We start from the raw sequence: 25503 nt of genomic DNA on the forward strand, positions 1-25503 counted from the left end.
GCAGGCGCCGCCGCCAGCCGGCCGCCGCCGCCCGCACCTCGCTCTGGGCCGACCCGGCCGTGTCACGGTCGGCGGCACTGGGGGGCGCGGTCGCGGCCGCATCGCCGGGCGTGTGGGCGTAACTTGGCGCGTGCGCGTCGCCTGGCGCGTGCGCGTCGCTTGACACGTGGGCGTCGCTTGGCGTGTGGGCGTCGCTTGGCGTGTGGGCGTCGCCTGGCACGTGCGCGTCGCTTGGCGCGTGGGCGTCGCTTGGCGCGTGGGACGCAGCCGAAGGGCCCGTCGCCGCCGCGCCCGTGGGTCCTGCGCTTGCCAGGCCCGTTTCCGTGGTGCTGGAGGCGGCGGGGAACGGGTTCGGGGCTGGTGCGGAGGACATGCTGAGGCGGTCCATGAGCTGCTGCGCCGTGGGACGTTGGGCCGGATTCTTGGACAGCGCCGCCTGCACCAGCTCCAGCAGCGGCCCGGACAGCCCGCGCAGCTCCGGCGTCTCGTTCACGATGCGCAGGAGGACCGTGGGCACCGAGCCCGACCCGAACGGCGGGAGGCCGCTGGCGGCGAAGGCCACCGTGCTCCCCCAGGCGAAGATGTCCGCCGCCGGCCCGATCTGCGCGCCCGACACCTGCTCAGGCGACATGTACGACGGCGTCCCCACGATCGCGCTGCTCACCTCCGAGTCCGCGAGCTGCGCGAGACCGAAGTCGATGACCTTGGGCCCCACCTGGGAGAGCAGCACGTTCGACGGCTTGAGGTCGCGGTGCACCACCCCGGCCCCGTGGATGGCACGCAGCGCCATCGCCATCGCCGCGGCCAGGCCGTCCAGCGCCGACCCCCGCAGCGGCCCGGACTCCCGGACGGCGTCGACCAGGCTCTGCCCCTCGACGTATTCGGTGACCAGGTACGCCACGTCCCCCTCGGCGTCGGCGTCGAGCACGGGAGCCGTACAGAACCTGGCGACCCGCTTGGCCGCGGCGATCTCCCTGGCGAAGCGCCGCCTGAAGTCGGCGTCCGCGCTCATCCTGGCGCGGATCAGCTTGACGGCCACCCGCGCCCCGCCGGGGTCGCGCGCCAGGTAGACGACGCCCATGCCGCCCTCGCCCAGCCGGCCCAGGAGGGTGTACGGCCCCACCTGCCGGGGATCGCCGTCTTGTAACACCGACAAGGTCATAGACGGCCAGATTAGCGGCCAGGCTGGTGGATCACACGTCCAGCCGCCACTGGTTCCATTCGTCGAACAGCTCGAAGCCCATGGCCTCGTTGATGGCCAGCATGTGGGTGTTGGAGGTGGCGTTCCAGGTGATGACGCGTTCGAGGTGGGGCTCGCGCTCGCGCATCCAGAGCAGGTTGCGCAGCTTGAGCAGCAGGCCCAGCCGGTGGCCCCGGTGCTCGCCCAGCACCGTCGTGTCCGCCTGGTAGCACCAGCCGTCGGAGCGGTCGGCCGCGAGGTAGAGGCGTGTGTAACCGGCGGGCGCCCCGTCGGAGTCGCGGCGCGCGATCGTGGTGTAGCAGGTCTCGCCGCTGTCCGGGATCCGCCGCTCGTGGTCGCGGATGCGGTCGAGGCTGAAGTTCATGTCCTCGAGGTCGCCGTCGCGCGGGGCGTCGTTCATGCCGCCCGTCACGGTCACGAGGTCGGGCAGCAGCTCCGGGCCCGCCGGGCCGATCCACTGCTCCAGGCTGTAGCCCGGCACCTCGGGCACCATCGCCTCCAGGGCGGGCCAGTCGGCCGTACGCAGGTCGAGCGTGCGGCGGGCCTCCGTGAGCGCGACCGTCATGCCGTGGGCGCGGGCGAAACGGGCGCCCGCGCCGATCACGGGCGTCTCTGTCAGCATCAGCCGCCTGCCGTGGGCACGCAGCCGGCCCACGGCGTGCTCGAACAGGGCCGAGCCGAGGCCTTTGGTCCGCCGTTCCGGGCGCACCACGAGGGGCAGGACGGTGCCCACATGGGTGTTGTCGAGGAGGTGGAGCGCCAGGCGGTAGCCGCCGGTCACCTTGCCGTCCTCGACCACCGCCCAGAGCTCGGTCCGCAGGCCGGGAGTGTCCACGCACAGGTGGGCGCGGAAGCGGGCGAGCGAGAGCTGGGGGCCGGGGTCGTCAGTGGCGGCGGCCACGTACGCGTCGTGCAGGCCCGCGATGAGATCGCCCTGGCTGAGGGGGTCGATGGGCTGAATCACCATGCGCCCAGCAAAGCGCACGCATCAGCCCGGAGCGACCGAATTTCCAGCGGTGCGCCGGCCTGACGGCTACCGCGCCGCCGCCCACGACCGCCGGGGCCACGGACGGACCGCCAGGCTCTCACTGGCGGTAGTTCTCCACCTCGCTCACGGGGCGGGCGGCGGCGTTGTCCGGGTCCTCGCCCGCGCTGCGCCTGGCCCTGCGCTGCCTGAGCAGGTCCCAGCACTGGTCGAGCGCCGTCTCCAGCTCCTTGATACGGCTGCGCTCCTCGTCCGAGGTGACCTCGCCGGCCGTCAGCTTGCCCCGCAGATCGTGCTCCTCGGTGACCAGAGCACTGATCCTGGTGAGAATCTCGTCGTCCCGCATGAGCATGACTCTAATCACTGCGTGATAGAACACGCCCTATGTCTGGTATCGCGCTGGTAAGAAAGCCCGGCCCCCGGATCTCCGAGGGCATCGTCACCCACATCGAGCGCGAACCAGTCGACTACGAACGCGCCCTCGCCCAGCACGACGCCTATGTCGCCGCGCTGGCCGGGAGCGGGTGGCGGCCCGTGTACGTCCCGCCGGCGGACGAGTTGCCCGATGCGCCGTTCGTGGAGGACACGCTGGTGGTGTCGGGGCGGCTGGCCGTACTGACCAGGCCGGGTGCGGCGGGGCGGCGGCCTGAGGTGGAGGCGGTGGCGCAGGCCGTACGCGAGGCGGGGCTGACGGCGGTCAGGATCGCGCGGCCCGGCACCCTGGACGGCGGCGACGTGCTGCAGGCCAACGCCACCGTGTACGTCGGGAGGTCCGCGCGCACCAACGACGAGGGGATCGCGCAACTGGCCGCCCTGCTGCCGGAGCGCCGGATCGTGCCGGTGGACATGTCCGGCGTGCTGCACCTGAAGTCGGCGGTCACGGCCCTGCCCGACGGTACGCTGATCGGTGACCCCGGCCGGGTGGACCTGCCCGATCTGCTCGTACCGCCGGAGGAGCCGGGTGCGCACGTGGTGCCGCTGGGCGGGGATCGCGTCCTGCTGGCCGCCTCGGCGCCGAAGACCGCCACCCTGCTTGAAAGGCGCGGATTTATCGTGACGAGCGTTGATATTTCGGAGTTTGAGAGGCTGGAAGGCTGCGTCACCTGCCTCAGCGTCCTCGTACCGGACTGACGGGCTTTCTCGACCGGGCTTTCTCGATGGGGCCTGACCGATGGGGTTTGGCGGATCCAGGCCGAGCCGCCGACGCCCTGTGTTCAAGATGTGAGATCAGGGACGGCGCATCCCGAGACGTCTGGTACCGTGCATGGCATGCTGCGCGGACTCCTTCTTAGCTGCCGCGGCGGGGGCCTCTAAGGCCGGCTCCCTCGCCGCGGAGCGAGTCATGCGCGTCGGCCGCTTTCTTCCGACCGACGAGGAGCAGCAACCATGACCGCTCAGCAGCCCAGCAATATGCCGATCCAGCGCTACCAGGCATTCGAGCCGATCCGGCTGACCGACCGCACGTGGCCCGATCAGGTGATCACCAAGGCGCCCCGATGGTGCGCGGTGGACCTGCGTGACGGCAACCAGGCGCTGATCGACCCGATGGACCCCCATCGCAAGCTCAAGATGTTCGAGCTGCTGGTAGGCATGGGCTACAAGGAGATCGAAGTAGGCTTCCCCGCCGCCTCGCAGACCGACTTCGACTTCATCCGGCAGATCATCGAAGAGGGCCGCGTCCCGGACGACGTGGTCATCCAGGTACTGACCCAGGCCAGGCCGGAGCTGATCGAGCGGACCTTCGAGTCGATCGAGGGCGCGAAGCAGGCCATCGTCCACCTGTACAACTCGACCTCCACCCTCCAGCGCCGCGTCGTGTTCGGCCAGGACAGAGACGGCATCACCGCCATCGCGGTCGAAGGCGCCAAGCTGGTCAAGAAGCTCGCCGACGCGACCGACGTGGACGTCTACTTCCAGTATTCGCCGGAGTCGTTCACCGGCACCGAGCTGGACTACGCCGTCGAGGTGTGCGACGCGGTCAACGACGTGTGGCAGCCCACCCCCGACCGCAAGGTCATCGTCAACCTGCCCGCCACCGTCGAGATGGCCACCCCCAACATCTACGCCGACCAGATCGAGTGGATGCACCGCAACCTCAAGCACCGCGACTCGATCGTCCTGTCGCTCCACCCGCACAACGACCGCGGCAGCGCCGTGGCCGCCGCCGAGCTGGGCTACATGGCGGGCGCCGACCGCATCGAGGGCTGCCTGTTCGGCAACGGCGAGCGCACGGGCAACGTGTGCCTGGTCACCCTGGGCATGAACCTGTTCTCCCAGGGCGTCGACCCCGAGATCGACTTCAGCGACATCGACGAGATCCGCCGCATCACCGAATACTGCAACCAGCTGCCCGTGCACCCGCGCCACCCGTGGGGCGGCGAGCTGGTCTACACCGCCTTCTCCGGCTCCCACCAGGACGCCATCAAGAAGGGCTTCGAGCACCTCGAACGCGACGCCGCGGTGGCGGGGGTGCCGGTGGACGAGTTCACCTGGGCGGTTCCCTACCTGCCGATCGACCCGAAGGACATCGGCCGCACCTACGAGGCCGTCATCCGGGTCAACAGCCAGTCGGGCAAGGGCGGGGTCGCCTACATCATGAAGGCCGACCACCAGCTCGACCTGCCGCGGCGGCTGCAGATCGAGTTCTCCAAGGTCGTCCAGGCCCGTACGGACGAGCAGGGCGGCGAGATCGGCCCGGCCGCGATGTACGAGATCTTCCGCGACGAATACCTGCCGAACCCGGCCAACCGGTGGGGCCGCCTCAGCCTCATGGCCCACCGCCACGAGTCCACGGTGGACGACAAGGACCGCATCAGCGCCGACGTCCGCCTCGACGGGGAGATCCGCGAGATCGCGGGCACCGGCAACGGGCCGATCTCGGCGTTCATCGACGCGATCGCGGGCGTCGGCATCTCCGTCCGCGTCCTCGACTACGTGGAGCACGCGATGAGCGCAGGCACCGACGCCAAGGCCGCCTCCTACCTGGAGTGCGAGGCGAACGGTCAGGTGCTGTGGGGTGTGGGCGTCGACGCCAACACCACCACGGCAGCGCTCAAGGCCGTCATCTCCGCCGTGAACCGCGCCTCCCGCTGACCCCATAAGTCTCCACGCCCGGCCCCCGCAACGACCTGCGGGGCCGGTGCCCGGCACGCGCCCACAAGGCCCGCCCCTCACCACTCGACCGCACCCCGTGACAACGGGAGGTGCGGTCGAGTCGTTTCTATGCGCCGGGGGTGCAGTCGTACAGGTCGCCGTAGCGTTTTTGGGCGATGCGCATGAGCGCGATCAGATCCTTGATCGCATCCCTGCCCTTGGCGACCTGGGCCAGATAGATGTCGATCATGCGCTCTCGGCCACTGCAGCGGAATGTGGCGCTCACTCGGTATGGCTGGTCGGTGAATGGAGCGCTCCGCACGTGTGCGGCCATGCCGTCACCAAGGTCGGGAGAAAGGGCGACTCCGCCGTATCTGCTGTAGAGCGGCCGCCTGTCCTCATTCATGAGAAAATCCATGTGCTCTCGCGGCATCCCCGGGCCCTCCCGCGCCCACCACACCTCCAGAGGATGTGGAGCCGGGTCAGGAGCTCGGCAGTCCCCGTTGCTTTCTGTGCCGTTGGTCTTCTCGGTGAGAGGGCCGGACAAACCACTGACGAGGCGAAAAGCCTGCTCGGGAACGAGTTTGCAGACGTAGGGCGACGAATCTGCGACCGGCCGCGGGACGGGTGCCGGTGCAGGGACGTTTTGCTTCTCCAAGGTGCACGCCGCGGCGAGCAACAGAAGAGCAGGCAGAGCTGGGGAAAACCCAGGGCACCTCACTTGTCACCTTCGTGCGTGGAGGCGATTTCGAGGTCGAGATAGTCGTCCACCTCACTTGTGCTGCGGAAGGTGTTGCTGAAGTCGGTGAGCAGCTCGCTGCTGCCTCCTCTTGTGCGAGCCCAGTGGAGAAACTCGCTATATTCCCGCGATGTCATCGCGGCGAAGGACGTGATCGTAGGTGGATCCCCGGCGGCGAAAGGCTGATTGCGGAGTTCCAGCTCGTCGAGCAAACCCTTGTTCAGCATGGTGGTCGCGAGCATCTGCTCGGCCAGCCTTTCCACTGCCAGCCGATTGTCGGCCAGCGTCCGGTGCGCCTCGTCCAAGCTCCGCCCGTTCTCGGACAATTGCCGGGCGACCTGCTTGGCGATCTCGTCGTACGCGGCTCCGGCGAGCTTGTCGTAACCCTTGCCGGCCAGATCCCCGAACGCTCCTACGGCCAATTCGCCCAAGCGTTTGGCTCCCGGCACCGGGAGCAGCCCCAGCGCTTCGCCCACCATGGTTTTCAGCGCCTCATCGGCCTTCTTGTCGTCGAGCCCCTGTGCGATCAGCACCTGACGGCGGATCTCCACCAGGTGAGAGAAAGGACGTGCCTCTTCCACGGTCCGGTCCGTCAGGAATTGCATGACATCGGCCTTGTCGACCTGGCCATTCTGGTTGTGGTCGAACCGTTTGACGTCCGCCTGGGTGAAGCCGAGTCGTTCGGCGTTGGAGGCGTCGAGGCCGAGTGGGGGCACGGTGTCGAGTGCGGCTCGCATGTGTTCGGTCTGTGCTCTCACCAGCGCCTCGAACCCCGCGTCGCTGGAGGTGGCCAGCGTCAGCGCGTACGACATGTCCGCGGCCGCGACCTGGCCGAAGGACGCGCGGTCCAGGAGCAGCCGGGAGAGCTGGTCGATGTTGGCCGCGAGCGCGCACGCCAGCGGATGGCTCAGCGGGGCGAAACGCTGGAAAGCGGAGCTGTCGACGATCTCCAGGTTGCCGCCGCAACCCTTGCAGAAGGCGTTGCGCATCTCGTCGGCGAGGGTCTTGGTCAGCTCGGCGGCCAGCCTCCTGGAGACGGCGTCCTGGCCGGTCGTCGCGCTCACCAGCAGCTCGTTGAACGGCGCGTGGTCGCCCAGGTAGCGGGCGGCGTCCCAGCGGGTCGTCAGCAGATAGTCCAGCACGTTCGGCTTCCACCCGGCCGGCGTGTGGTCCAGCAGTGCCTGGGACGCCTCCCGGCCGGAGCTCGCCGCGTGGAACAGGTCGTCCAGCACCGCCGACCGGCTCTTCGCTCCGGGAGCGCTCATCTCCTGGTCCGGTCGCAGCAGGGTGCCGAGCCCGAGCGCGCCGGCCAGGTCGATCAGGGGGATCTGCGCTCTCGCGAAGACCCGGCCCAGCGGGTCTCTGGCGGCCGCCCATTCGTCCTTGCGCTTCTCGTACTCGTAGACGATCGCGTCACGCCCCACGACCTCCATGAACTCCTTCGAGAACGGCGTCCGCCCGTCGTGGGCCCGCCAGATGAGCGCCTGGGCCTGGTAGCCCGTGTACGTCACGTCGCCCGCCCTGTGCTCGGCCCGGCCCTCACGGACCAGGTCCTTGCGGAAAGCGGGATCGGTGCCCTCGGCGAGAGCCGTGCTCAGCATGCGCAGGGCCGTCCTGCCCTGGCGGGAGAGCTGGGCCACGAGCTCGGCGTCCCCGCAGGCCCTGGCGTCGCGCAGCCGGACGGCGAGCGCGCCGGGCAGCCGCGTCACGCCCCGGGCGCCGAGCACGCCCAGGAACGCCTTGACGAACTCAGCGTCCCCGGCCCGCGTCGCGTACTTCCCCAGCTCGGCCAGCGCCCCGGCGTCTCCGTCCGCGCTCCGCAGTGCGGCGCGACCGGCCAGGGTCCCGTCCAGCAGCCCCTTGGCGGCGTCGAGGCAGTCGGGCAGCTCCAGGAAGCTCCCGGCGGGCGTGCTCGTGCCGAAGGTGACCCGCTGCCGCTGCAGCTCGTGCACCAGCCGCTGCCGTCGCCTCAGGTCCTCGGCCTGCGTCGTGACCCGCCCGGCCAGCTGCCGCAGCCGCGCCGCCGGCGAGGTGTCCAGGCCGGCGCTCTGCAGCTCGCCGTGCAGGGCCCGGGCCAGCTCGTCCAGCCGCCTGGCGGCCTCGGCGTGCTTGCCCGCCATCGCGTCGAACTGGGCCGGCTTGACCCCGGTGAACTCCGTCACGGCGTCTCCTGAGCCGTGGCCAGCCGCCGGTGAGCGCTGTGCACGGCCTGCCGGAGCATGTCGCGCAGCTCCCGTTGTTCGGCGTGGACCTGGGCATCGAACCGGGCGCCCGCCGGCCCCACCCATGCGTCGTTCGCCATCAGGCGGCAGGACGGATCGAGCGCCCACCAGTGCTCGTCGGACAGCCGCTGGATCCGCTGTGCCACGGCTCGGATCGCCTCGCGATCGAGGTCGGCCACAAATGGTCCCCTTAACGGCTCGCTGCGCTGGAACAACTTTCGCACGGTAATCAATGGCACCTCAATAGAACAAGCCGATCCTCGATGAAAGGTATGGCCCGTTTGTGTTTTGCGAATGAATAGGGGATTTGCGCCGAAGGATAGAAAAGGGTATTTCCGCAAAGTGCTAAGTGAAAGTGGCCGTCGAGGGTGCCTGGGCCGCGGCCGGGGTGGCTGGATAGTGAACGTTGCGTTTCGATGCGATGAACCGTATCCTCCTTAGAGAACGAAGCGTTCTCTAAGGAGGGTGTCATGGGCCTCGTGCTGTCCGGACTGATCCTGGCGATGCTGCTGGGCGCCCTGGACCAGACGATCATGGCGCCGGCCCTGCCCGCCGTGGCCGGTGGCCTGGGCGGGTTCGATCAGATGCCCGCCGTGGTCAGCGCCTACCTCGTCGCCGCCACCGTCGTCATGCCCGTCTACGGCAAGCTCGGCGACCGGTACGGCCGCAAGCCCACCATGCAGGTGGCCATCGTGGTGTTCGTGACCGGAGCCGTGCTGTGCGCGGTGGCCACGTCGATGCCGCAGTTCATCGCGTTCCGCGCCATCCAGGGCGTGGGCGGCGGCGGGCTGATGATCGGGGCACAGGCGATCATCGGGGAGATCGTGAGCCCGCGTGAGCGGGGGCGCTACCTCGGGTTCATCGGGGCCGCCTACGTCGTGGCGGCCGTGGGCGGGCCGCTGATCGGCGGGTTCTTCATCGACCGGCTGAGCTGGCGGTGGATCTTCGCCATCTACCCGCCCCTCGGCCTGCTGGCGCTGGTCGTGCTGACCCTCACGCTGCGGCTGCCGCCCAGGCCGCGTACGCGGGCGCCGCTCGACGTCGCGGGGGCCGTGACGCTGGCCGTCGCGGTGGTGGGCGTGGTCATGACCGGGCAGACCAGGAACCCCGCCTACCTGCTGCTGGCCGCGGCGGGGGCGGTGGGATGGCTGGTCAGCGCGCGTTTCGCCAAGGATCCGATCCTGCCGCTGCGGTTGTTCAAGGACCGGGCCTTCGCGGTGCCGGTGGCGATCAGCGCGCTCATCGGGTTCGCGCTGTTCGGGACGATCACGTACATGCCCGCCTATCTGCAGATCGCCCTCGGCACCAGCGCCACGCAGGCGGGGCTGCTGGTGACCGCGCTCATGGGCGGCGTGCTGACCACCACCATCGTCTCCGGGCGGCTGATCACGCGGACGGGACGGTACAAGCCGTACCCCGTCGCGGGCACGGCCCTGGCGGCGGCCGGGCTCGGGCTGATCGGGCTCGCCGGCGGCGCGCCGGTCGCGCTGGCCGGGGCGATGCTGGTGACCGGGCTGGGCGTCGGGCTGGTCATGCAGGTCATGGTGCTGGCCGCGCAGAACGCCGTGGAGTACGAAGACCTCGGCACCGCCACGTCCTCGGTGACGTTCCTGCGCCAGATCGGCGCCTCGGCCGGGGTCGCGCTGGTGGGCGCGCTGATCACCTGGCGCTTCTCCGGCGTGATCCCCGCCACGGGATCCGCCACCGGACCCGCCGAGCTGCCCGAAAGCGTGCGCGCCGCGTTCGCCGAGGCCGTGCCCCCGGTGTTCGCGGCCATGGCGCCGCTGCTGGCCGTGGCGTTCTTCCTCGCGCTGGCGCTGCCGGCGCGTCCGCTCCGCACCACCGCATACGTCGAGGAGAAGATGTGAAACTCGTCGCACCCCTGAGCGCGTTCGGCCGCGAGGACCTGGCCATGGCCGGGGGCAAGGGCGCGAACCTGGGCGAGCTCGTCAGGAACGCCTTCCCCGTCCCCGACGGCTTCGTCGTCACCACGCACGCCTACGGCCTGGTCGCGCAGGGCCACGACACGCGGGCGTACTTCGAGGAGGCCGTGCTGCCCGATGACCTGCGGCAGGCGATCGCCGGCGCCTACGCCGCGCTCGGCGGCGGCCCGGTGGCCGTGCGGTCGAGCGCCACCGCCGAGGACCTGCCCGGGGCCGCGTTCGCCGGACAGCAGGACACCTACCTGAACGTGGTCGGCGAGCCTGCCCTGCTCGACGCCGTACGCCACTGCTGGGGCTCGCTCTGGACCGACCGCGCGATCGCCTACCGGGCCAAGCTCGCCATCGACGACTCCGAGGTGCGGATCGCGGTGGTCGTCCAGAGCATGGTCGAGGCCGACACGGCAGGCGTCCTGTTCACCGCGAACCCCGTCACGGGCGACCGCACCCAGCTCGTCATCGACGCCAGCAGCGGCCTGGGCGAGGCCGTGGTGTCCGGGCTCGTCACCCCCGACCACTACGTGATCGGTCCCTCGGGCGCGCCCGTCTACACGCCGGGCCGCCGCGAGGTGGTCATCAGAGGTACGGCGGGCGGCGGCGTGACCCACGAGACCGGCGCGGTCACGCCCGCCGAGCCGCTGCCCGGCGCGGTGCTCGACGAGCTGGCCGGGCTCGGCAAGCAGGTCGCCGCCCACTTCGGCCGCCCGCAGGACATCGAGTGGGCCTACGCGGGCGGCCGGGTCCACCTCCTGCAGGCCCGCCCCATGACGGCGCTGCCGCCGCCCCCGGTCGGCAAGCTGAACCCCGTCCAGCGGCGCATCTGCAGCGTCCTGCTCGAATACCTCCCCGAGCGCCCCTACCCGATCGACATGACGACCTGGGTCCCGTACGGGCCGGTCGGCCTGATGGGCAAGGTGACCGCCAGCTTCGGCCTGTACGGCGTGTTAAGCGGGTTCCTGCGGGAGCAGGAGGGCGTCGTCTACCAGCTCGTGCCGCCGAGGCCGCGGCCCAGCGCCGCTGTCCTGCTCACCCCGTTCCGCCTCGTGGCCCGGGCCAGGAAGTACGATCCGGCCCGGTGGACGCAGGACCCGCGCTTCCGCGACTACCTCGCCGCGATCACCGAGCTGGCCGCCCGCGACCTGGGCTCGATGCCGTGGGAGCGGCTCGTCCACGTGCCCAGGCAGGCGCTCGCCCTGGTCGAGCCGGTGGCCGACCTGCGCGTGGACTACCTGCCCGGCACCGGGTTCGCGCTGCTGCGGCTGCTGGCGGCGGTCAAGCTGCTCGGGCGCGGCAGGCTGTTCGGCGACCTGCTGCACGGGGCCCGTACCAGGACCTCCGACACCAACCAGGCACTGGAGCGGCTGGCCGCGCACGCCAGGCGCACCGGCGCGCTCGACGCCGAACCGATGCCGGCGGAGTTCGCGGCGGAGCTGACGGAGTTCCTGGCCGAGTACGGTCACCGCGAGACCGCCAGCCCGATCCTCGTCACGCCGCCCACCTGGGGGGACGCCCCCGAGATCGTGCTGGGGCTGATCAGGGTGCTGGCCGTCGAGCCGCCCGCGCAGAAGGAGGCGGACGACGCGCTCGAACGCCTGCTCCGCCACCCGCTCCTGCGCTCGCGCGGCCGTCGCGCCAGGATCAGGCGCTGGGCCGAGGCGGCCCGCGCGGGCATCGCCTTCCGCGAGGACAGCCACTTCTCCTTCATGATGCCGCAGCCCGTCCTGCGCAGGTCGCTGCTGGAGATGGGCCGCCGCCTGTGCGACGCGGGCGCGCTCCAGCAGCCTGAAGACGTCTTCCACCTGCGGCTGGAGGAGCTGGAGTCGATCAAGGAGGTGTCCGCGCTGACGGCGGTGCAGGCGGAGCGGCTGCGGGAGGCCGTGCGCGCGCGGGCGGCCAAGCGCGAGGAGCTGTCCGGCGTCCGGCTCATCGACCCGGCCGTGGTCTTCCCCGTCCGTGAGACGGGCGACGCGCTGGTCACCGGGTCGCCGGCGAGCGGCGGCGTGGCGACGGGCCCGGTGAAGGTGATCAGGGATTCGGCCGGGTTCGCCAAGCTCAGTCCCGGGGACGTGCTCGTCTGCCCGTACACGAACCCGTCGTGGACGCCCCTCTTCCAGCAGGCGGCGGCCGTGGTCGTGGACACCGGCGGGGCGGGGTCGCACGCGGCCATCGTGGCCAGGGAGTACGGCATCCCGGCCGTCATGGGCACGGGCAGGGGCACGTACGTGCTGGAGGACGGCCAGGTCGTCACCGTCAACGGAAACGCCGGCACAGTCACCCGCGCTCCTTAAGATGCATTCCATGGTCACCGACCACCGCAAGCAGCCACGACGCCGGGGAGAGGCGCTCAGCGCCGCCATCTACCAGGCGACGCTCGACGAGCTGGCCGAGACCGGCTACGCCGGGCTGACCATGGAGCGCGTCGCCGAGCGCGCCAGGGCCAGCAAGGCCTCCCTCTACCGGCGCTGGCCCACCCGCATCGAGCTGGTGATGGAGGCGGTCTACCACAGCCTGCCCACTCCCGAGTCGTCACCCGACACGGGCAACCTGCGCGACGACCTGCTGGCCATGCTCCGCCGTACGGCACAGGCTCTGTCGGGGCCGGCCGGCGAGGCGATGCGCGGGCTGCTCGGCGAGGCGCTCAGAGGGGAGTCGCCGCTGGGAGCCATGCGGCGCAACTCCCAGGGCACGGCCAGGCGGCTGATGGAGGAGATCGTCCGCCGCGCCGTGGAGCGCGGCGAGGTCGACCCGGACGTCGTCACCCCCCGCCGCCTCGACTCCGGGCACGCGCTGCTCCGCCACCACTTCCTCTTCGAGGGCCCGCCCATCCCCGACACGCTCGTCGTCGAGATCGTGGACGAGGTGCTCGTGCCACTCCTGCTGCCCGGCCGCTGAGCACGGAGAGCTCAGGCCGGGCTGAGCTCGCCGCCCGTCATGGTCCGGCTGTGGCGCAGCGCGCTCCTGCCGACCAGGGCGCCCATCCCGATGCTGACCAGCGCGCTCGCCGCGACCACGGCCACGAACGGCCATGTCACGCCCGGCAGGCCCAGCGCCACCAGGCAGGCGACGGGCACCCAGGCGATCGCGTTGCAGATGGCCGCGACCGCGAGGATCCGGCCGGCGCCGCGTACGTCGGAGGCCAGCGAGGGCGCGGCGGACGCGATCATGGGCAGCGGCAGCACCAGCGCCAGGACGATCGGCGTATGGAAGCCGCCGATCATTGCGTCGCCCAGCGGCCCGACGGGCCGGCCGGTGTTGCCGATGGCGAGGCTGTAGAAGGCCAGGGCGACGGGCATGACGAGCAGCACGGCCGTCACGACCACCCGCCGTGCCGCCATCCGCGTGACGGCCCCGTAGACGGAGCGATGCATCGCGGTGCGGCAGGTCATGATCATCGGAACCACCGACAACAGGGCCATGACGCTCGCCGAGAGGTGCAGCATCGTCGCCAGGTCACGCAACCGGGCGGCGGCCCCGCCCGCCCCGGTCATCCCGCTCATCCCGGCGGCCGCGGCCCAGTCGCCGTGGGGTCCGGCCACGGCGCGCACGCCCGGGTTCCACAGCAGCAACAACACGGCGCCGGCGACGGAGAGCACCGCCGCGAGCGGGATCCTGAGCGGCTTGGCCCCGGGAATGCGCTTGTGGTGCAGCCACGCGTCGGCCGCGCTCCAGAGGAGATCGAGCACCGTGCGCACGCGGACCGGCCGCGCGGCGATCAGATCGTCGACCTCGTCGCCGTAGCGCTGCCGCCACGCCTGCGGGTAGAGGCTGAGCACGCCCCTCGCGATCGCGCGCCTCATGACACCCCCCAGACGAGCCCGGTGCGCCGGACCCCGGTCTGCTCGATGCGGCGCAGGGTGGCGAGCTGCTCGCGCAGGGCGTCGCGCCCGCCCTCGGTGATCCGGTACGGCTTGCGCCGCTCGGCCGTCTCGACCGGCTCGATCCAGCCGCGCTCCTCCAGCCGCATCAGCGCGCCGTAGAGCGTGCCAGGCTCCAGTGAGGTCCCGGAGAACTCCTCTATGTCGCCGATCATCCGATAGCCGTGTTTCTGCCCGTCGGCCAGGCTGATGAGAACCAGCAGCGCCACGTCCGTGAAGCGGCCGAGCTCCTGATTTTTGCGTGCCATGTATTAAGTTAAACTTACTAAGTCTTACTGAGCAAGTCCTATGGTCTCCGCCATCAGGCGCATCGCGTGGTCGAAGGCGGCGGACCGGTTCTCGATCGTGTTGTTGAACTGGCCGAACACCTCGAAGTTGACCCAGCCGTACATCGCGGCCCAGGAGACGACGGCCGGCCAGATCACGTTGTCGGGGACCTCCGGCATGAGCTGCCTGAACGTGGCGGCGTCCGATTCAAGGCCCTCGGGGGGCTCGGTCGCGGACGGCCGTACGGCACCCGCCCGCCAGGCGTCGGAGAGCAGGCGGCCCAGGACGGTGACGTCGCGCACCCGGGCCGCGACCGTGTCCTGCGGCGCCTGGTAGCCGGGCACGGGGGAGCCGTAGAGCAGCGCGTACTCGTGCGGGTGCGCCACCGCCCAGTCCCGCACCGCGTGGCAGACCGTCAGCCACCGGCGCGGGAAGTCGTCCTGCGGGCAGCCGGCGTCGGCGCGCTCCACGGTCTCGCCGAGCGCGTTGTAGCCGTCGATGATCAGCGCGGTGAGCAGGTCATCGCGGCTCGGGAAATAGCGGTAGATGGCCGAGGAGACCATGCCCATCTCGCGCGCTACGGCCCGCAGGGACAGGCCGCCCGCGCCCTCGGTGGCGAGCTGGCGGCGCGCGATGTCGGTGATCTCCCTGGTCAGCTCGGCTCTGACGCGTTCTCTGGCGGTACGGCTGGCAGTCATGGACAGCAGGTTACCAGAGCAGTGCAAGTAAACGAGAGCACTGCTCTTGACGAATGCCGCTCTCTTGAGAGAGCATTGCTCTCGTAAGCGAACGGCGATAACCAGGCGCCGACTGATCCGACGGAGGACCTCATGCTCACCCTCGCCAAGGGCGCCAACGCGGCGCTGATGTTCTTCCTGGAGCTCGGGGTGCTGGCCGCCGTTGGCTATTGGGGCTTCACGCTGGGCGCGGGCTGGCCGATCAGGCTGCTGGCCGGGCTCGGCGGGCCGGCGTTGTTCATCGCCGCGTGGGCGTTGTTCGGGGCGGGCGGCGGGGCGAACGCCACGTACCCGCTCACCGGCCTGGCCCGCGCGGCGCTGGAAATCCTCTGGTTCGGCGGCGGCGCCCTCGCGCTCTACGCCTCCGGCCTGGTCACCTGGGGCGTCGTCTTCTACGGGCTCTTCGTACTCAACGCGGTTCTCCGCATCATCTGGAAGCAGGTCTGATCATGGGCAAGCACATCGTCGTGGGTTCCGGCCAGGTCGGCACGCATCTGGCCGGCAAGCTCCTCGGACAGGGGCACGAGGTCACCGTCGTGACCCGCTCGGGCAGCGGCCCGGAAGGGGCGGTCAAGGTGGCCGCCGACGTCACGGACCGCGCCAGGATGAGCGAGATCGCCAGGGGCGCGGACGTCCTCTACAACTGCGTCAACCCCCAGTACCACCGCTGGCTCACCGACTGGCCGCCGATGGCCGAGTCGTTCCTGGCCGCCGCCGAGTCGAGCGGTGCCGCCTACGTCATGCTGGGCAACCTCTACCCGTACGGCCCCGTCTCGGTCCCGATGACCGAGGACCTGCCGCTTGTCTCCACCAGTCCCAAGGCGCAGGTGCGGGCGAAGATGTGGCAGGACGCGCTGGCCCTGCACGAGGCCGGCCGGATCAGGGCCGTCGAGGTGCGCGGCTCCGACTACTTCGGGCCGGGCGCGACCGACCAGTCCTTCCTCGGCGACCGTTTCCTCGCACCGCTCAGGGCGGGCAAGACCATCCAGCTCATCCATCCCGCCGACCAGCCGCACAGCTGGACCTACCTGCCCGACGTGGCCGACGCGCTGATCGTGGCCGGCCGTGACGAGCGGGCCTGGGGCCGCCCCTGGCACGTGCCCACCGCGGCCCCGCTGACCTTCCGCCAGTTCGGCGACCGGATGGCCGCGCTGCTCGGCCTGCCCGCGCCCAAGATGACGCAGCTGCCGTGGCCGCTGCTGCGCGCGGTGGGGCTGGTCACACCCATGATCGGCGAGCTGCGGCACACGCGCTACCAGTTCACCGCCCCGTACGTGCTCGACTCCTCGGCCTTCCAGCGGACGTTCGGCGTCGTGCCTACGCCGATCGAGACGGCGCTCAAGGCTACGCTCGACGGGTGAAGATAGCCATGATCGGCCTGGGCGACATCGCGGAGAAGGCCTACCTGCCGGTTCTCGCCGCGCAGCCCGCCCTCGACCTGCACCTCTGCACCCGCAACAGGGCCCGGCTCGACCGGCTCGGCGACGCCTACCGGATCGCCGAGCGGTCGGAGCACGTGGACGAGGTGATCAAGGCGGGGGTGGCCGCGGCCTTCGTCCACGCTGCCACCGACGCCCACCCGGAGATCGTCGAGCCGCTGCTCAGCGCCGGGATCCACGTCTACGTGGACAAGCCGATCGCCTACACGCTGGCCGAGTCCGAGCACCTCGTGCGGCTGGCCAAGGCCGAGAACAGGTCCCTGATGGTCGGCTTCAACCGCCGCCACGCGCCGGGATACGCCGGACTCGCCGCACTTCCCCGTCATCTCATCCTGATGGAGAAGAACCGTGCGAACTACCCCGATGCTCCCCGCCGGGCGATATTCGATGACTTCATCCACGTGGTCGACACGCTCAGGTTCCTCGCCCCCGGCCCGGTCACCGGCACCTCGATCAGGACCCGCGTCAAGGACGGCCTGATCGAGCACATCGTCCTGGAGCTGTCGGGCGACGGCTTCACGGCCATCGGCGTCATGAACCGGGCGAGCGGCGCCAACGAGGAGACCTGCGAGGTCATGGGCGACGGGATCAAGCGCCGCGTGGTCAACCTCGGCGACGTCATCGACTACAGGGACGGCGAAACCCTCGCCAGGCGGCCCGACTGGGTCCCGGTCGGCAGGCAGCGCGGCATCGAGCAGGTCTGCCTGGAGTTCCTGACCGCCGTGCGCGAAGGCCGGACGATCAGCGCGGACGACGCCCTGGCCACCCACGCCATCTGCGAGGACATCGTCGCCCAGGCCACCTGAGCCACCTGAGCCGCCTGAGCCACCTGAGCCACCCGAGCCACCTGAGCCACCCGAGCCGCCCGAGCCGCCCGAGCCGCCTGAACAGGCTCTCTCAGCGGACCGGCACGAGCCGCATCGACGCGTCGGCCTTGGTGAACATCCGCTGGAACGGCGCGCCGCCCAGCCTGGTGAGCACGGTGTACCCCTTCGTGTCGCTCAGCGGGCTGGACGACGACACGACGCCCGCCAGCGCACCGCCGTACACCGCGGGCCCGCCGCTGCCCCCGGCCGCCGCGTGGCAGTTGCGGGTGACCATCACCCCCGGCCCCTCCGCGACCCCTTCGACCGTGTCGCCCACGCACCGGTACATCTGCGTGCCCGGATAGCCCTTGCCCGCCGGGTAGCCGAGCAGTTCGAGCCCGCGCAGCGCCGTGCCCCTGGCGGTGGGCATCGGCGGCAGCCCGCGGCCGGTGACGGCCTCCAGCGGGCGCTTGCGCCGTACGACCCCGACCAGGCCCACGTCGTACGGCAGCAGGTCGGTCGAGTACGGCCGGCCGCGCCACCTCGACGGCACGAACGTGCGGACCGCGGGCCAGATCCCCAGCCGCGGCCGCCCCTGGTCGTAACCGGGCAGGAAGGCGAGCTGCTTGAGCGGGCGGCCGTCGTGATACAGGCAGTGCGCGGCCGTCAGCACCAGGCTGCGGCTGCGCGAGCCGATCACCGTCCCCCCGCACAGCACGTCCGTCCGCGACACGGGGTCGCGGCCGAGCAGCACCCCGGTGAGCCGGCGCGCCCCCGTGTACGGGCGCGGCACCGGCGCGTAGCCCAGGCGGTCACCGTCAGGAGTCAGGACCCGGGGAACGGGTACGTTGCGTTGCGACACCTCGGTGACGGCGGCTGGATCGAGCAGGACCAGAGACAGCACCAACCTGAGCACCCTCACACTGTACGCAGAAGATGATCAGTGCTCTGACCTGCGACATCCAGGTTTACTCAACTTGTGTACTGGGTGCCGAGCGCCCGCAGCCGCGCGTGCGCCGATCCGTAGACCGCCGCGTCGCCCAGATACGCCTTGGGCAGCTTGGCGACCATCGTGTAGTTGCTGTCGCACACGTTCCCGACCGGCGCCTGCCCGGCCTGGCTGACGAGCTGGTAGGCGTCGAGCGTGTCCAGCCCGGTCAGCTCCGACGTCCAGGTGACCAGGTCGTGCTGGCTGATCCGGTACGCGTCCTCCAGCGGCCTGGCCGAGCCGGTCGACATGAGGTGCAGGTCGTCCTCCAGCCGCGGCCACGGCGTGGCCACGCCCTTGATGAGCTCGACCGCGACCACGGTGTTCATGGCCGACTCCACCGCGGTGCCGCAGACCTCGCCGTGCCCCTGCAACCCGTGGCCGTCGCCGATCGAGAACATGCCGCCCTCGACGTTGACGCCCAGGTAGACGGTGACGCCCGCGCGCAGCTCGGGGGTGTCCATGTTGCCGCCGTGCGCGTCGGGCGTGATCGTCATGCGGGCCTCGTTCGCAGCCGGCGCCACGCCGACCGTGCCGTGCATCGGGTCGAGCGGCAGCGCCACGCTGAAGTCGCTGTTGCGGGCGTGGTAGACGGCCACGCCCCGCTCCAGGTCGATGTCGTAGCGCCAGACCCGCTCCTCCAGCGGCGGGTGCAGCATGGCCGTGGTGTGCGTCGCGGTCAGCGCGCCGAAGTGCGGGAACGTCGTGGAGACGGCCCAGTCTCTGGCCGGGGTGATCGAGACGAAGTGCAGGGCCAGCGTGTCGCCCGGCTCCGCGCCCTCCACGTGGAAGGGCCCGGTCACGGGGTTCAGATAGGGGAACTCGCACACCTGGGACGGCAGGTCGTCCACGCTCCGGACCAGGCCGCCGAAGCAGTCCTCCGTGTACAGCTCCATGATCGTGCCCGGCCGCACCTTGCCGACGGCCGGGCGCCCACCGAAGGTGTAGCTCAGCTCGTCGGGCGAGGGATGGTAGGAGACGACGTTCACTTGACCTCCGAGGGAAGTACGGGCCGGCGGCCGAGCACATACGACACGCCCAGGATTATCAGCCCGATGGCCAGCCAGATGCCGCCGACCCACTGAGCCGCGACGTTCTGGTTGATGACGACCGCCACCAGGATGAGGAACCCGATCACGGGCGCGATCAGGTGCGACCACCAGTTGCCCGTGCGGCGGCGGAAGAAGTAGTGGACGACCACGGCGACGTGCAGCAGCAGGAAGGCCGACATGGCGCCGAAGTTGACCAGCGAGGTCAGCTCGCCGAGGCCGGTGCTCCTGGTGCTCATGAAGATGCCGACGATCAGCGAGAGGACGGCGACCACCAGGGTCGCGTTGACCGGCACCTGGTGCTTGGGGTCCACCTTGGCCAGGAACCGGGGGAGCTGGCGGTCTCGGGCCATCGCGAACAGCAGGCGCGAGGTGGCCGCCTGCGCGACCAGCGAGTTGGCGAAGCCCCACGCGATGGCGGTGGCCACGGCGGTGAGCACGGCCAGCCAGTGCCCGCCGGCGAACTCGGCGGTGGTGTAGAACGCGTTGCCGGTGGGGTCGCCGACGTTGATCAGCTCATCGCGGTTGGGGGTGAGCAGTGCCGCGACCCACGTCTGCACCACGAACAGCACCGCGGCCACGGCCAGCGCGGCCACCATGGAGCGGCCGAGCCTGCGGGCGTCCTCACGGTTCTCCTCGGCCAGGGTGGAGATGCCGTCGAAGCCGAGGAACGACAGCACGGCCACCGACGCCGCCGCGAACACCACGCTCCAGGTGAATCCCGAGGACTCGAAGAGCGGGGTCAGCGCGCCGGTCTGCGCCTTGCCCTGGGCCAGCGCGATGCCGGCGACCACGAGGAAGATCGCCAGCACCGCCAGCTCGGCCACCAGCATGATCCGGGTGATCCTGGCCGTCATCTGGATGCCGAAATAGTTCACGATCGTGTTGAGCAGCACGAATGCGATCAGCCAGGCCCAGACGGGGATCGCGGGCACGAAGGAGTTCATGGCCACACCGGCCACGAGGTAGAGCAGGGACGGCACGAGCACGTAGTCGAGCAGGATCGCCCAGCCGGCCATGAACCCCACGGGCGCGGCGATGCCCCGCCCCGCGTAGGTGTAGACCGACCCGGCCATGGGGAAGGCCCTGGCCATCTGCGCGTACGACAGCGCCGTGAACGCCATCGCCACCAGCCCGACGACGTACGCCAGCGCCACCATCCCGTGGGAGAAGTGGAAGACGTTGCCGAAGATGCCGAAGGGTGCGATCGGCACCATGAAGATCAGGCCATAGATCATCAGATCGGCGAAGCCTAAGGAGCGCTTCAGCTCCTGGCGATAGCCGAACTGCTCGATTGTGCTCATGGACGGCTCCTAGCTGCTTGGGGGGCGATTCGCACCTTAGAGCCAAAGCTTTCTAGTGAAAAGGTTTCTTTAGAAAGAAGTCCAGGCCATCGGCCCTGGCCAGGTGGACGGGGTGGCACACCTGCCGGTTGAGCAAAGTGAGCGTCCCGCGTGCGCTCGTGATCGTGGCGCCGTCGGCGGAGGCGTCCATGGCGGGCACGGCCAGCGACCCGGCGCGGGCGGACAGGGCGGCCAGCATGGCGACGGCCTCGTAGCAGCCGTGGCCGTGCGCGTTCAGCATGGGGGCGTCGCGGCCGAACCTGGCGGCGTACCGCTCGGCGAAGTCGCGGCTGGCCTCGGTGGGCAGGTCGCGGAAGTAGCCCATGGAGGCGTACAGGCCGCCGGTGACGTCGCCGCCGATGCCCAGCAGCCCGTGCTCCTCCAGCGCGCCGCACAGCCGGGCCGCGCCGAGCCCGGCGGACGCGTACGCCCGGTTGAACGCCACCAGATCGCTGCCGATCAGCGTCAGCAGGATCGCGTCCGGCCTGGCGTCGGCCACCCGGTCGAGCAGTCGCACGGCCGCGCCGTACCGGGCGAAGCTCTCGCCCACCACGGTGGCGCCGTGCGCGCGCAGGCGGCGGCGGGCGTCGGCGTGCACCAGGCGCGGCCAGATGTAGTCGTTGCCCAGCAGGTACCAGCGGCGGGCCCGGCGCGCGCCGGCCAGCCACTCGATGCCCGGCGAGAGCTGCCTGCCGGGGGGTTCGCCGAGGAAGTAGACGCCGGGCGCGTGGCCGCCGCCCTCGTACGGCGGGGCGTACACGAACGGGACCCGCCCGGCGATCGCGGCCACCACCGCCACCCGCACGTCGCTGGCATGGGCGCCCGCGACGGCCGCCACCGTCCGCGACCCGACCAGCCCGGACACCTCGGCGGCCACCTGGCGCGCGGGCCGCCCGCCGTCGATGAGCACCAGCTCGACCGGCCGGCCCAGGATGCCGCCCGCGGCGTTGAGCTCTTCGGCGGCCAGCACGGCGCAGTTGATCGCACAGGGCCCCATCAGGCCGAGCACCCCGGACACCGGAACGATCAGGCCGATCCTGATCGAGCCTGACGGGAGGAGCCGCGCTTCGAGAGGATCGACGATCGCCGCCACGCCGACGAGTATCCTCCGTCATAGCTCCCCGATGAAAGGACCTTTCTCCATGACCGCTTCTGGGCTCGGGTCCTCACTCTCCTACCTGCTCAGCCGTGCGGAGCGCGGGGTCAACCGCGGCCTGGCCGCGGTGCTCGCGGGGGAGGACGTCACGGTCGAGCAGTGGCGCATCCTGCGCGCGCTGACCGACGGGCGCGGGCACTCGATGGGCGAGCTGGCCGAGGCGGTGCTGATGCCGCACCCGACGCTGACCAAGGCGGTCGACCGGCTGATCGACCGGGCGCTGGTCTATCGCGGGCCGTCGGCGGGTGACCGGCGGCGGGTGGCGGTGTTCGTGTCCGACCGGGGGGCCGAGCTGCTCGCGCGGGTGGACGGCGCGGCGGCCGAGCATCACCGGCTCATCGAGGGCGCGTTCGGGCGGGAGCGCACGGAGCAGCTCATGCGCGACCTGGAGAGCCTGATGGAGGCGCTCGACTACGCCGAGCTGCGGGTCTGACCTGACCTACGGCCGGTCCTCCGGAGCCATGGCCGGCTATCCGGTGCCGGCGGACCTGGCCCGGCAGGGCATGCTCGCCCTCTGCCGGGACCTGCACCGGCTCAACATCCTGGCCACCTACCGCCGCTACGAGACCGAATGGGCGCGCAGGCCCGCGTCGGGCCTGCGCGCCTATTTGTCAGGGGTACAGGCCGCGCATCTGGTGCGCTTCGGCCACCCGGCCGACGCCGATCACGTGCGCCGCCTGCCTGAGCGTCAGGCCGCGCTCGGCGGCCAGCGTCGTGACCTCGGTGAAGGCGTTCAGCATGAGGTCGCGCAGCTTGAGCTCGACCTCACCGGAGCTCCAGGAGTAGGCCTGCATGTTCTGCACCCACTCCAGGTAGGACACGATCACCCCGCCCGCGTTGGCCAGGATGTCGGGCACGACCATGGTGCCGCCGGCGGCCAGGATCTCGTCGGCCTCCGGCGTGGTGGGCCCGTTGGCGCCCTCCACGATCAGGCGGGCGCGGACCCGGTGCGCGTTCGTCTCGGTGATCGCGCCTTCCAGCGCCGCCGGGACCAGGACGTCCACGTCCAGCTCGAACAGCTCGTCCTGGGCCATCGCGTCGGCGTGGCGGTAGCCGCGCACGCCGCCGGACTCGGCCGCCCAGGCGCGCAGCCCCGCGATGTCGAGGCCGGCGCCCGCGTAGACGGCGCCGGTCGCGTCGGACACCGCCACCACCTTGCAGCCCGCGTCGGCGAGGTACTGCGCGGCCGGCGCGCCCACCTTGCCGAAGCCCTGCACGGCCACGGTCACGCCCTCGGGCGAGCGGCCGAGCGCGGCCAGCGTCGTGATCTGCACGCCGCGCGCGGTCGCGCCGGTACGCCCGAGCGAGCCGCCCAGCGTCGTGGGCTTGCCGGTGACCACGCCGGGCACCGAGTAGCCGGTGTTGACGCTGTAGGTGTCCATGATCCAGGCCATGGTCTGTTCGTCGGTGCCGACGTCGGGAGCAGGGATGTCCTTCTCCGGGCCGATCAGCGGCAGGATCTCGTTGACGTAGCGGCGGGTCATCCGCTCCAGCTCGCGGGTGGTGAGCCCGGCCGGATCCACGGCCACGCCGCCTTTGGCGCCGCCGTACGGGATGCCGACCAGTGCGCACTTCCACGTCATCCACATCGCGAGCGCGGTGACCTCGTGGATGTCGGTGCCGGGATGAAACCGCAGGCCGCCCTTGGCGGGCCCGCGTGAGACGTTGTGCTGGACGCGGAAGCCCTGGACGACGTCCAGGCGGCCGTCCTCACGCCGCACGGGGACCGAGACGGTCAGCGAGCGGCGCGGCGTGGCCAGCATCGTACGGAGCCCGTCGTCGAGCCCGAGCTGCCCGGCGGCCTGGTCGAGTTGGTGGAGAGCGGAGTCGAGGGCCTGACGGCCCGGGGTGATCAGGGCCGGCGTCTTTGACGGCACCATGATGCTCATGGAAGAAGATCCTCCTGCTATGACGCCCTATTTGCGGAGAAAGCGCCGTTGCCTTCCCCTTTTGGGCGTTGTTGTCACGATCATCCTAGGGCGGGGCGTTTGACCTTGCCTAGTTGTTGTTGAAATCCAAGCCGTTGATCGAGATGCTGCGAACCGTGCCACTCTGGCAGGCTTACGGACAGGAGTGTGCCGAATCGTCGATCCAGGGGGTGGGATGCCCGCACTCGTGGTGGGACCGTTGCTGCGTTACGTCGACTCTGACAGCGCCTCGATCTGGGTGGAGACCGTCGACCCTTGCACGGTCACCATCGAGGCGGGCGGCAGGGCTTACCGGTCGCCTACCTTCACCGTGCACGGACACCACTACGCGATCGTGGATCTCGTTGCGTTGTCCCAGGATATCGCGTCCTATTCGGTGAAGCTCGATGGGGAGCAGGTATGGCCCATGGCGGGTCGCCCGCCGAGCCGCATCCGGCTGGTGCCCCCTGACGGGGTCCGCAAGCTGACGTTCGGGTCGTGCCGTACGAGCGTGCCGCACGACGCCGCGCACCGGCTGACGCACGGCGACGACGTCCTGCGGGCCTACGGCGATCACCTGGTGACGGCGGAGGAGGAGGAGTGGCCGGATCTGCTGCTGTTCCTCGGCGACCAGGTCTACGCCGACAATCCCTCGCCCGAGATGCTCGCCTACATCAAGGAGCGCAGGGACACCGAGCCGCAGAAGGAGATCGCCGACTTCGAGGAATACGCCGAGCTCTACCGCCTGGCCTGGACCGACCCGGAGATCCGGTGGCTGCTGTCCACCGTGCCCACGGCGATGATCTTCGACGATCACGACCTGCGTGACGACTGGAACACCTCGCAGCCCTGGCGCGAGAAGATGGCCACGACGTCGTGGTGGCCCCGCCGGGTCGTCGCGGGGCTGGGGGCGTACTGGATCTATCAGCACCTCGGCAACCTGTCACCGGCGGAGCGCGCGGAGGATCCGCTGGTGCGCACGCTGCTGGACGGCGGGGGCGACGGTGGCGACGTGCTGGACGCGTTCGCCGAGAAGGCCGACGCCGAGCCGAGCAGCAACCGCTGGAGCTACGCCCGCGACCTCGGGCACGCCAAGCTCATCATGATCGACACCAGGTGTGCCAGGCAGCTCACGCCCGGCGACCGCCGGATGCTCGACCCGGGTGAGTGGGCCTGGCTCGAAGAGCAGGTCACGGGCCCGGCCGAGCGGCTGATCATCGGCTCGTCGATCCCGTTCCTGCTGCCCGAGGGCGTGCACGGCGTCCAGAACTGGAACGAGGCCCTGGCCGACGGCAAGTGGGGGCCGCTGGTGCGGCGGTGGTCGGAGGCGTTCAGGCAGGCCGTCGACCTGGAGCACTGGGCGGCGTTCCGGCGCTCGTTCGACGACCTGGCCAGGCTGCTGGTCCGGATCAAGAAGCCGGTGATGATCCTGTCCGGCGACGTCCACTACTCCTACCTCGCCAAGGCCGACGCCGGGCCGATCTACCAGATCGTCTGCTCGCCGATCCGCAACCCGCTCAGCCGGCTGCTGCGCTGGGCCAACGTGTTCACCCAGTTCGGCCTGGCCACGCTCGTGGGCGGGCTGCTCGCCCGGCTGGCGGGCATCCGGCGGCCGCCGTTCAGGTGGCGGGTGGTCAAGGGGCCGTGGTTCCAGAACGCGCTGGCCACGCTGACCCTGCCCGACGTCGTGACCTGGTACGAGTCGGCCGGCGACGAGGTCAAGCCGATCGACTCCGTCCCACTACGCTGACCCTTC

Annotated in this window: 24 protein-coding genes; 10 read left to right on the forward strand and 14 right to left on the reverse strand. The window is 70.7% G+C overall.

What is annotated here, in order from left to right:
• From ABEA43_RS04080 to ABEA43_RS04090, 3 genes are all read right to left on the reverse strand, one after another.
• Positions 1–1162, reverse strand: a 1162-nt coding sequence (locus ABEA43_RS04080) for a protein kinase domain-containing protein (RefSeq protein ID WP_345558804.1), incomplete at its 3' end; no start/stop codon positions are given.
• 31 nt (positions 1163–1193) lie between these two features.
• Positions 1194–2168, reverse strand: a complete 975-nt coding sequence (locus ABEA43_RS04085; RefSeq protein WP_345558806.1) for a GNAT family N-acetyltransferase — start codon at positions 2166–2168, stop codon at positions 1194–1196.
• Positions 2169–2286: 118 nt separating this feature from the next.
• Entirely contained in the window at positions 2287–2532 is a 246-nt protein-coding gene (locus tag ABEA43_RS04090) for a DUF2630 family protein (RefSeq protein ID WP_345558808.1), read from the reverse strand.
• A gap of 38 nt (positions 2533–2570) precedes the next feature.
• Here ABEA43_RS04090 and ddaH point away from each other — a divergent pair, with 38 nt between their 5' ends.
• Positions 2571–3317: a dimethylargininase gene (gene ddaH, locus ABEA43_RS04095; RefSeq protein ID WP_345558810.1), complete on the forward strand. Its 747-nt coding sequence runs from the start codon at positions 2571–2573 to the stop codon at positions 3315–3317.
• Positions 3318–3572: 255 nt separating this feature from the next.
• A complete protein-coding gene (leuA, locus tag ABEA43_RS04100) occupies positions 3573–5279 on the forward strand; it encodes a 2-isopropylmalate synthase (RefSeq protein ID WP_345558812.1) in 1707 nt (568 codons plus the stop codon).
• 127 nt (positions 5280–5406) lie between these two features.
• Here the strand turns inward: leuA and ABEA43_RS04105 are convergent, their stop codons facing one another.
• The 3 genes from ABEA43_RS04105 to ABEA43_RS04115 form a co-directional block, all read right to left on the reverse strand.
• Positions 5407–5529: a hypothetical protein gene (locus ABEA43_RS04105; protein WP_345558814.1), complete on the reverse strand. Its 123-nt coding sequence runs from the start codon at positions 5527–5529 to the stop codon at positions 5407–5409.
• Positions 5530–5996: 467 nt separating this feature from the next.
• Positions 5997–8180 (reverse strand): hypothetical protein, encoded by a 2184-nt coding sequence (locus ABEA43_RS04110; protein WP_345558816.1) that lies wholly within the window; start codon positions 8178–8180, stop codon positions 5997–5999.
• Positions 8177–8419 carry a hypothetical protein gene (locus tag ABEA43_RS04115; protein WP_345558818.1) on the reverse strand — a complete coding sequence of 81 codons (243 nt, stop codon included), beginning with the start codon at positions 8417–8419 and terminating at the stop codon, positions 8177–8179. The genes ABEA43_RS04110 and ABEA43_RS04115 overlap by 4 nt, the downstream gene beginning before the upstream one ends.
• Positions 8420–8710: 291 nt before the next feature.
• Here ABEA43_RS04115 and ABEA43_RS04120 point away from each other — a divergent pair, with 291 nt between their 5' ends.
• Genes ABEA43_RS04120 through ABEA43_RS04130 form a run of 3 tightly spaced genes read left to right on the forward strand, consistent with a single transcriptional unit; the run spans position 8711 to position 13072 of the window.
• On the forward strand, positions 8711–10108 hold the full coding sequence (locus ABEA43_RS04120; protein ID WP_345558820.1) for an MFS transporter: 1398 nt from the start codon (positions 8711–8713) through the stop codon (positions 10106–10108).
• Positions 10105–12468 (forward strand): PEP/pyruvate-binding domain-containing protein, encoded by a 2364-nt coding sequence (locus ABEA43_RS04125; protein WP_345558821.1) that lies wholly within the window; start codon positions 10105–10107, stop codon positions 12466–12468. Before ABEA43_RS04120 ends, ABEA43_RS04125 begins: the two co-directional genes overlap by 4 nt.
• Positions 12469–12478: 10 nt before the next feature.
• Positions 12479–13072 carry a TetR/AcrR family transcriptional regulator gene (locus tag ABEA43_RS04130; protein ID WP_345558823.1) on the forward strand — a complete coding sequence of 198 codons (594 nt, stop codon included), beginning with the start codon at positions 12479–12481 and terminating at the stop codon, positions 13070–13072.
• Between the two features lie 11 nt (positions 13073–13083).
• Here ABEA43_RS04130 and ABEA43_RS04135 read toward each other — a convergent pair whose 3' ends face one another.
• From ABEA43_RS04135 to ABEA43_RS04145, 3 genes are read right to left on the reverse strand one after another with little or no spacing between them, the layout of a single operon-like run.
• Positions 13084–13977, reverse strand: coding sequence for a hypothetical protein (locus tag ABEA43_RS04135; RefSeq protein WP_345558825.1), 894 nt, complete (start codon positions 13975–13977; stop codon positions 13084–13086).
• Positions 13974–14303: a PadR family transcriptional regulator gene (locus ABEA43_RS04140; RefSeq protein ID WP_345558827.1), complete on the reverse strand. Its 330-nt coding sequence runs from the start codon at positions 14301–14303 to the stop codon at positions 13974–13976. The genes ABEA43_RS04135 and ABEA43_RS04140 overlap by 4 nt, the downstream gene beginning before the upstream one ends.
• A 24-nt stretch (positions 14304–14327) precedes the next feature.
• Positions 14328–15020 (reverse strand): TetR/AcrR family transcriptional regulator, encoded by a 693-nt coding sequence (locus tag ABEA43_RS04145; protein WP_345558829.1) that lies wholly within the window; start codon positions 15018–15020, stop codon positions 14328–14330.
• A 132-nt stretch (positions 15021–15152) separates the two neighbouring features.
• Between ABEA43_RS04145 and ABEA43_RS04150 the strand changes: the two genes are divergently transcribed.
• The 3 genes from ABEA43_RS04150 to ABEA43_RS04160 are packed head-to-tail and all read left to right on the forward strand — an operon-like array spanning position 15153 to position 17304.
• The gene (locus tag ABEA43_RS04150) at positions 15153–15506 is read left to right on the forward strand and encodes a YrdB family protein (protein WP_345558831.1); all 354 of its coding nucleotides are present in this window, start codon (positions 15153–15155) and stop codon (positions 15504–15506) included.
• Positions 15507–15508: 2 nt separating this feature from the next.
• On the forward strand, positions 15509–16420 hold the full coding sequence (locus ABEA43_RS04155; protein WP_345558832.1) for an NAD-dependent epimerase/dehydratase family protein: 912 nt from the start codon (positions 15509–15511) through the stop codon (positions 16418–16420).
• Positions 16417–17304, forward strand: a complete 888-nt coding sequence (locus ABEA43_RS04160; RefSeq protein ID WP_345558834.1) for a Gfo/Idh/MocA family protein — start codon at positions 16417–16419, stop codon at positions 17302–17304. Before ABEA43_RS04155 ends, ABEA43_RS04160 begins: the two co-directional genes overlap by 4 nt.
• 91 nt (positions 17305–17395) lie before the next feature.
• On the opposite strand, the gene ABEA43_RS04165 is transcribed toward ABEA43_RS04160, so the two are convergent.
• The 4 genes from ABEA43_RS04165 to ABEA43_RS04180 are packed head-to-tail and all read right to left on the reverse strand — an operon-like array spanning position 17396 to position 21777.
• A complete protein-coding gene (locus ABEA43_RS04165) occupies positions 17396–18220 on the reverse strand; it encodes a trypsin-like serine peptidase (RefSeq protein WP_345558836.1) in 825 nt (274 codons plus the stop codon).
• A gap of 56 nt (positions 18221–18276) precedes the next feature.
• Positions 18277–19281, reverse strand: a complete 1005-nt coding sequence (locus ABEA43_RS04170) for an acetamidase/formamidase family protein (protein ID WP_345558838.1) — start codon at positions 19279–19281, stop codon at positions 18277–18279.
• Entirely contained in the window at positions 19278–20645 is a 1368-nt protein-coding gene (locus tag ABEA43_RS04175) for an APC family permease (RefSeq protein WP_345558840.1), read from the reverse strand. Before ABEA43_RS04175 ends, ABEA43_RS04170 begins: the two co-directional genes overlap by 4 nt.
• A gap of 52 nt (positions 20646–20697) precedes the next feature.
• Positions 20698–21777 (reverse strand): substrate-binding domain-containing protein, encoded by a 1080-nt coding sequence (locus tag ABEA43_RS04180; RefSeq protein ID WP_345558842.1) that lies wholly within the window; start codon positions 21775–21777, stop codon positions 20698–20700.
• 49 nt (positions 21778–21826) lie between these two features.
• On the opposite strand from ABEA43_RS04180, the gene ABEA43_RS04185 reads away from it, so the two are divergent.
• Complete coding sequence (locus ABEA43_RS04185) at positions 21827–22273, forward strand: MarR family winged helix-turn-helix transcriptional regulator (RefSeq protein WP_345558844.1); 447 nt, start codon at positions 21827–21829, stop codon at positions 22271–22273.
• A gap of 178 nt (positions 22274–22451) precedes the next feature.
• On the opposite strand, the gene ABEA43_RS04190 is transcribed toward ABEA43_RS04185, so the two are convergent.
• Positions 22452–23729 carry a Glu/Leu/Phe/Val family dehydrogenase gene (locus ABEA43_RS04190; protein ID WP_345558846.1) on the reverse strand — a complete coding sequence of 426 codons (1278 nt, stop codon included), beginning with the start codon at positions 23727–23729 and terminating at the stop codon, positions 22452–22454.
• Between the two features lie 214 nt (positions 23730–23943).
• On the opposite strand from ABEA43_RS04190, the gene ABEA43_RS04195 reads away from it, so the two are divergent.
• The gene (locus ABEA43_RS04195; RefSeq protein ID WP_345558848.1) at positions 23944–25497 is read left to right on the forward strand and encodes an alkaline phosphatase D family protein; all 1554 of its coding nucleotides are present in this window, start codon (positions 23944–23946) and stop codon (positions 25495–25497) included.
• Positions 25498–25503: the final 6 nt, after the last annotated feature.

It is taken from the genome of Nonomuraea rosea (assembly GCF_039539705.1).
Classification (GTDB): domain Bacteria; phylum Actinomycetota; class Actinomycetes; order Streptosporangiales; family Streptosporangiaceae; genus Nonomuraea; species Nonomuraea rosea.

What these genes read in the sequence shown, in the direction of transcription:
- ABEA43_RS04140 (WP_345558827.1), bottom strand. Translation starts at nt 14,303, where the DNA reads ATGGCACGCAAAAATCAGGAGCTCGGCCGCTTCACGGACGTGGCGCTG.
- ABEA43_RS04175 (WP_345558840.1), bottom strand. Translation starts at nt 20,645, where the DNA reads ATGAGCACAATCGAGCAGTTCGGCTATCGCCAGGAGCTGAAGCGCTCC.
- ABEA43_RS04085 (WP_345558806.1), bottom strand. Translation starts at nt 2,168, where the DNA reads ATGGTGATTCAGCCCATCGACCCCCTCAGCCAGGGCGATCTCATCGCG.
- ABEA43_RS04195 (WP_345558848.1), top strand. Translation starts at nt 23,944, where the DNA reads ATGCCCGCACTCGTGGTGGGACCGTTGCTGCGTTACGTCGACTCTGAC.
- ABEA43_RS04150 (WP_345558831.1), top strand. Translation starts at nt 15,153, where the DNA reads ATGCTCACCCTCGCCAAGGGCGCCAACGCGGCGCTGATGTTCTTCCTG.
- ddaH (WP_345558810.1), top strand. Translation starts at nt 2,571, where the DNA reads ATGTCTGGTATCGCGCTGGTAAGAAAGCCCGGCCCCCGGATCTCCGAG.
- ABEA43_RS04190 (WP_345558846.1), bottom strand. Translation starts at nt 23,729, where the DNA reads ATGAGCATCATGGTGCCGTCAAAGACGCCGGCCCTGATCACCCCGGGC.
- ABEA43_RS04185 (WP_345558844.1), top strand. Translation starts at nt 21,827, where the DNA reads ATGACCGCTTCTGGGCTCGGGTCCTCACTCTCCTACCTGCTCAGCCGT.
- ABEA43_RS04145 (WP_345558829.1), bottom strand. Translation starts at nt 15,020, where the DNA reads ATGACTGCCAGCCGTACCGCCAGAGAACGCGTCAGAGCCGAGCTGACC.
- ABEA43_RS04135 (WP_345558825.1), bottom strand. Translation starts at nt 13,977, where the DNA reads ATGAGGCGCGCGATCGCGAGGGGCGTGCTCAGCCTCTACCCGCAGGCG.
- ABEA43_RS04090 (WP_345558808.1), bottom strand. Translation starts at nt 2,532, where the DNA reads ATGCGGGACGACGAGATTCTCACCAGGATCAGTGCTCTGGTCACCGAG.
- leuA (WP_345558812.1), top strand. Translation starts at nt 3,573, where the DNA reads ATGACCGCTCAGCAGCCCAGCAATATGCCGATCCAGCGCTACCAGGCA.
- ABEA43_RS04130 (WP_345558823.1), top strand. Translation starts at nt 12,479, where the DNA reads ATGGTCACCGACCACCGCAAGCAGCCACGACGCCGGGGAGAGGCGCTC.
- ABEA43_RS04120 (WP_345558820.1), top strand. Translation starts at nt 8,711, where the DNA reads ATGGGCCTCGTGCTGTCCGGACTGATCCTGGCGATGCTGCTGGGCGCC.
- ABEA43_RS04105 (WP_345558814.1), bottom strand. Translation starts at nt 5,529, where the DNA reads ATGATCGACATCTATCTGGCCCAGGTCGCCAAGGGCAGGGATGCGATC.
- ABEA43_RS04155 (WP_345558832.1), top strand. Translation starts at nt 15,509, where the DNA reads ATGGGCAAGCACATCGTCGTGGGTTCCGGCCAGGTCGGCACGCATCTG.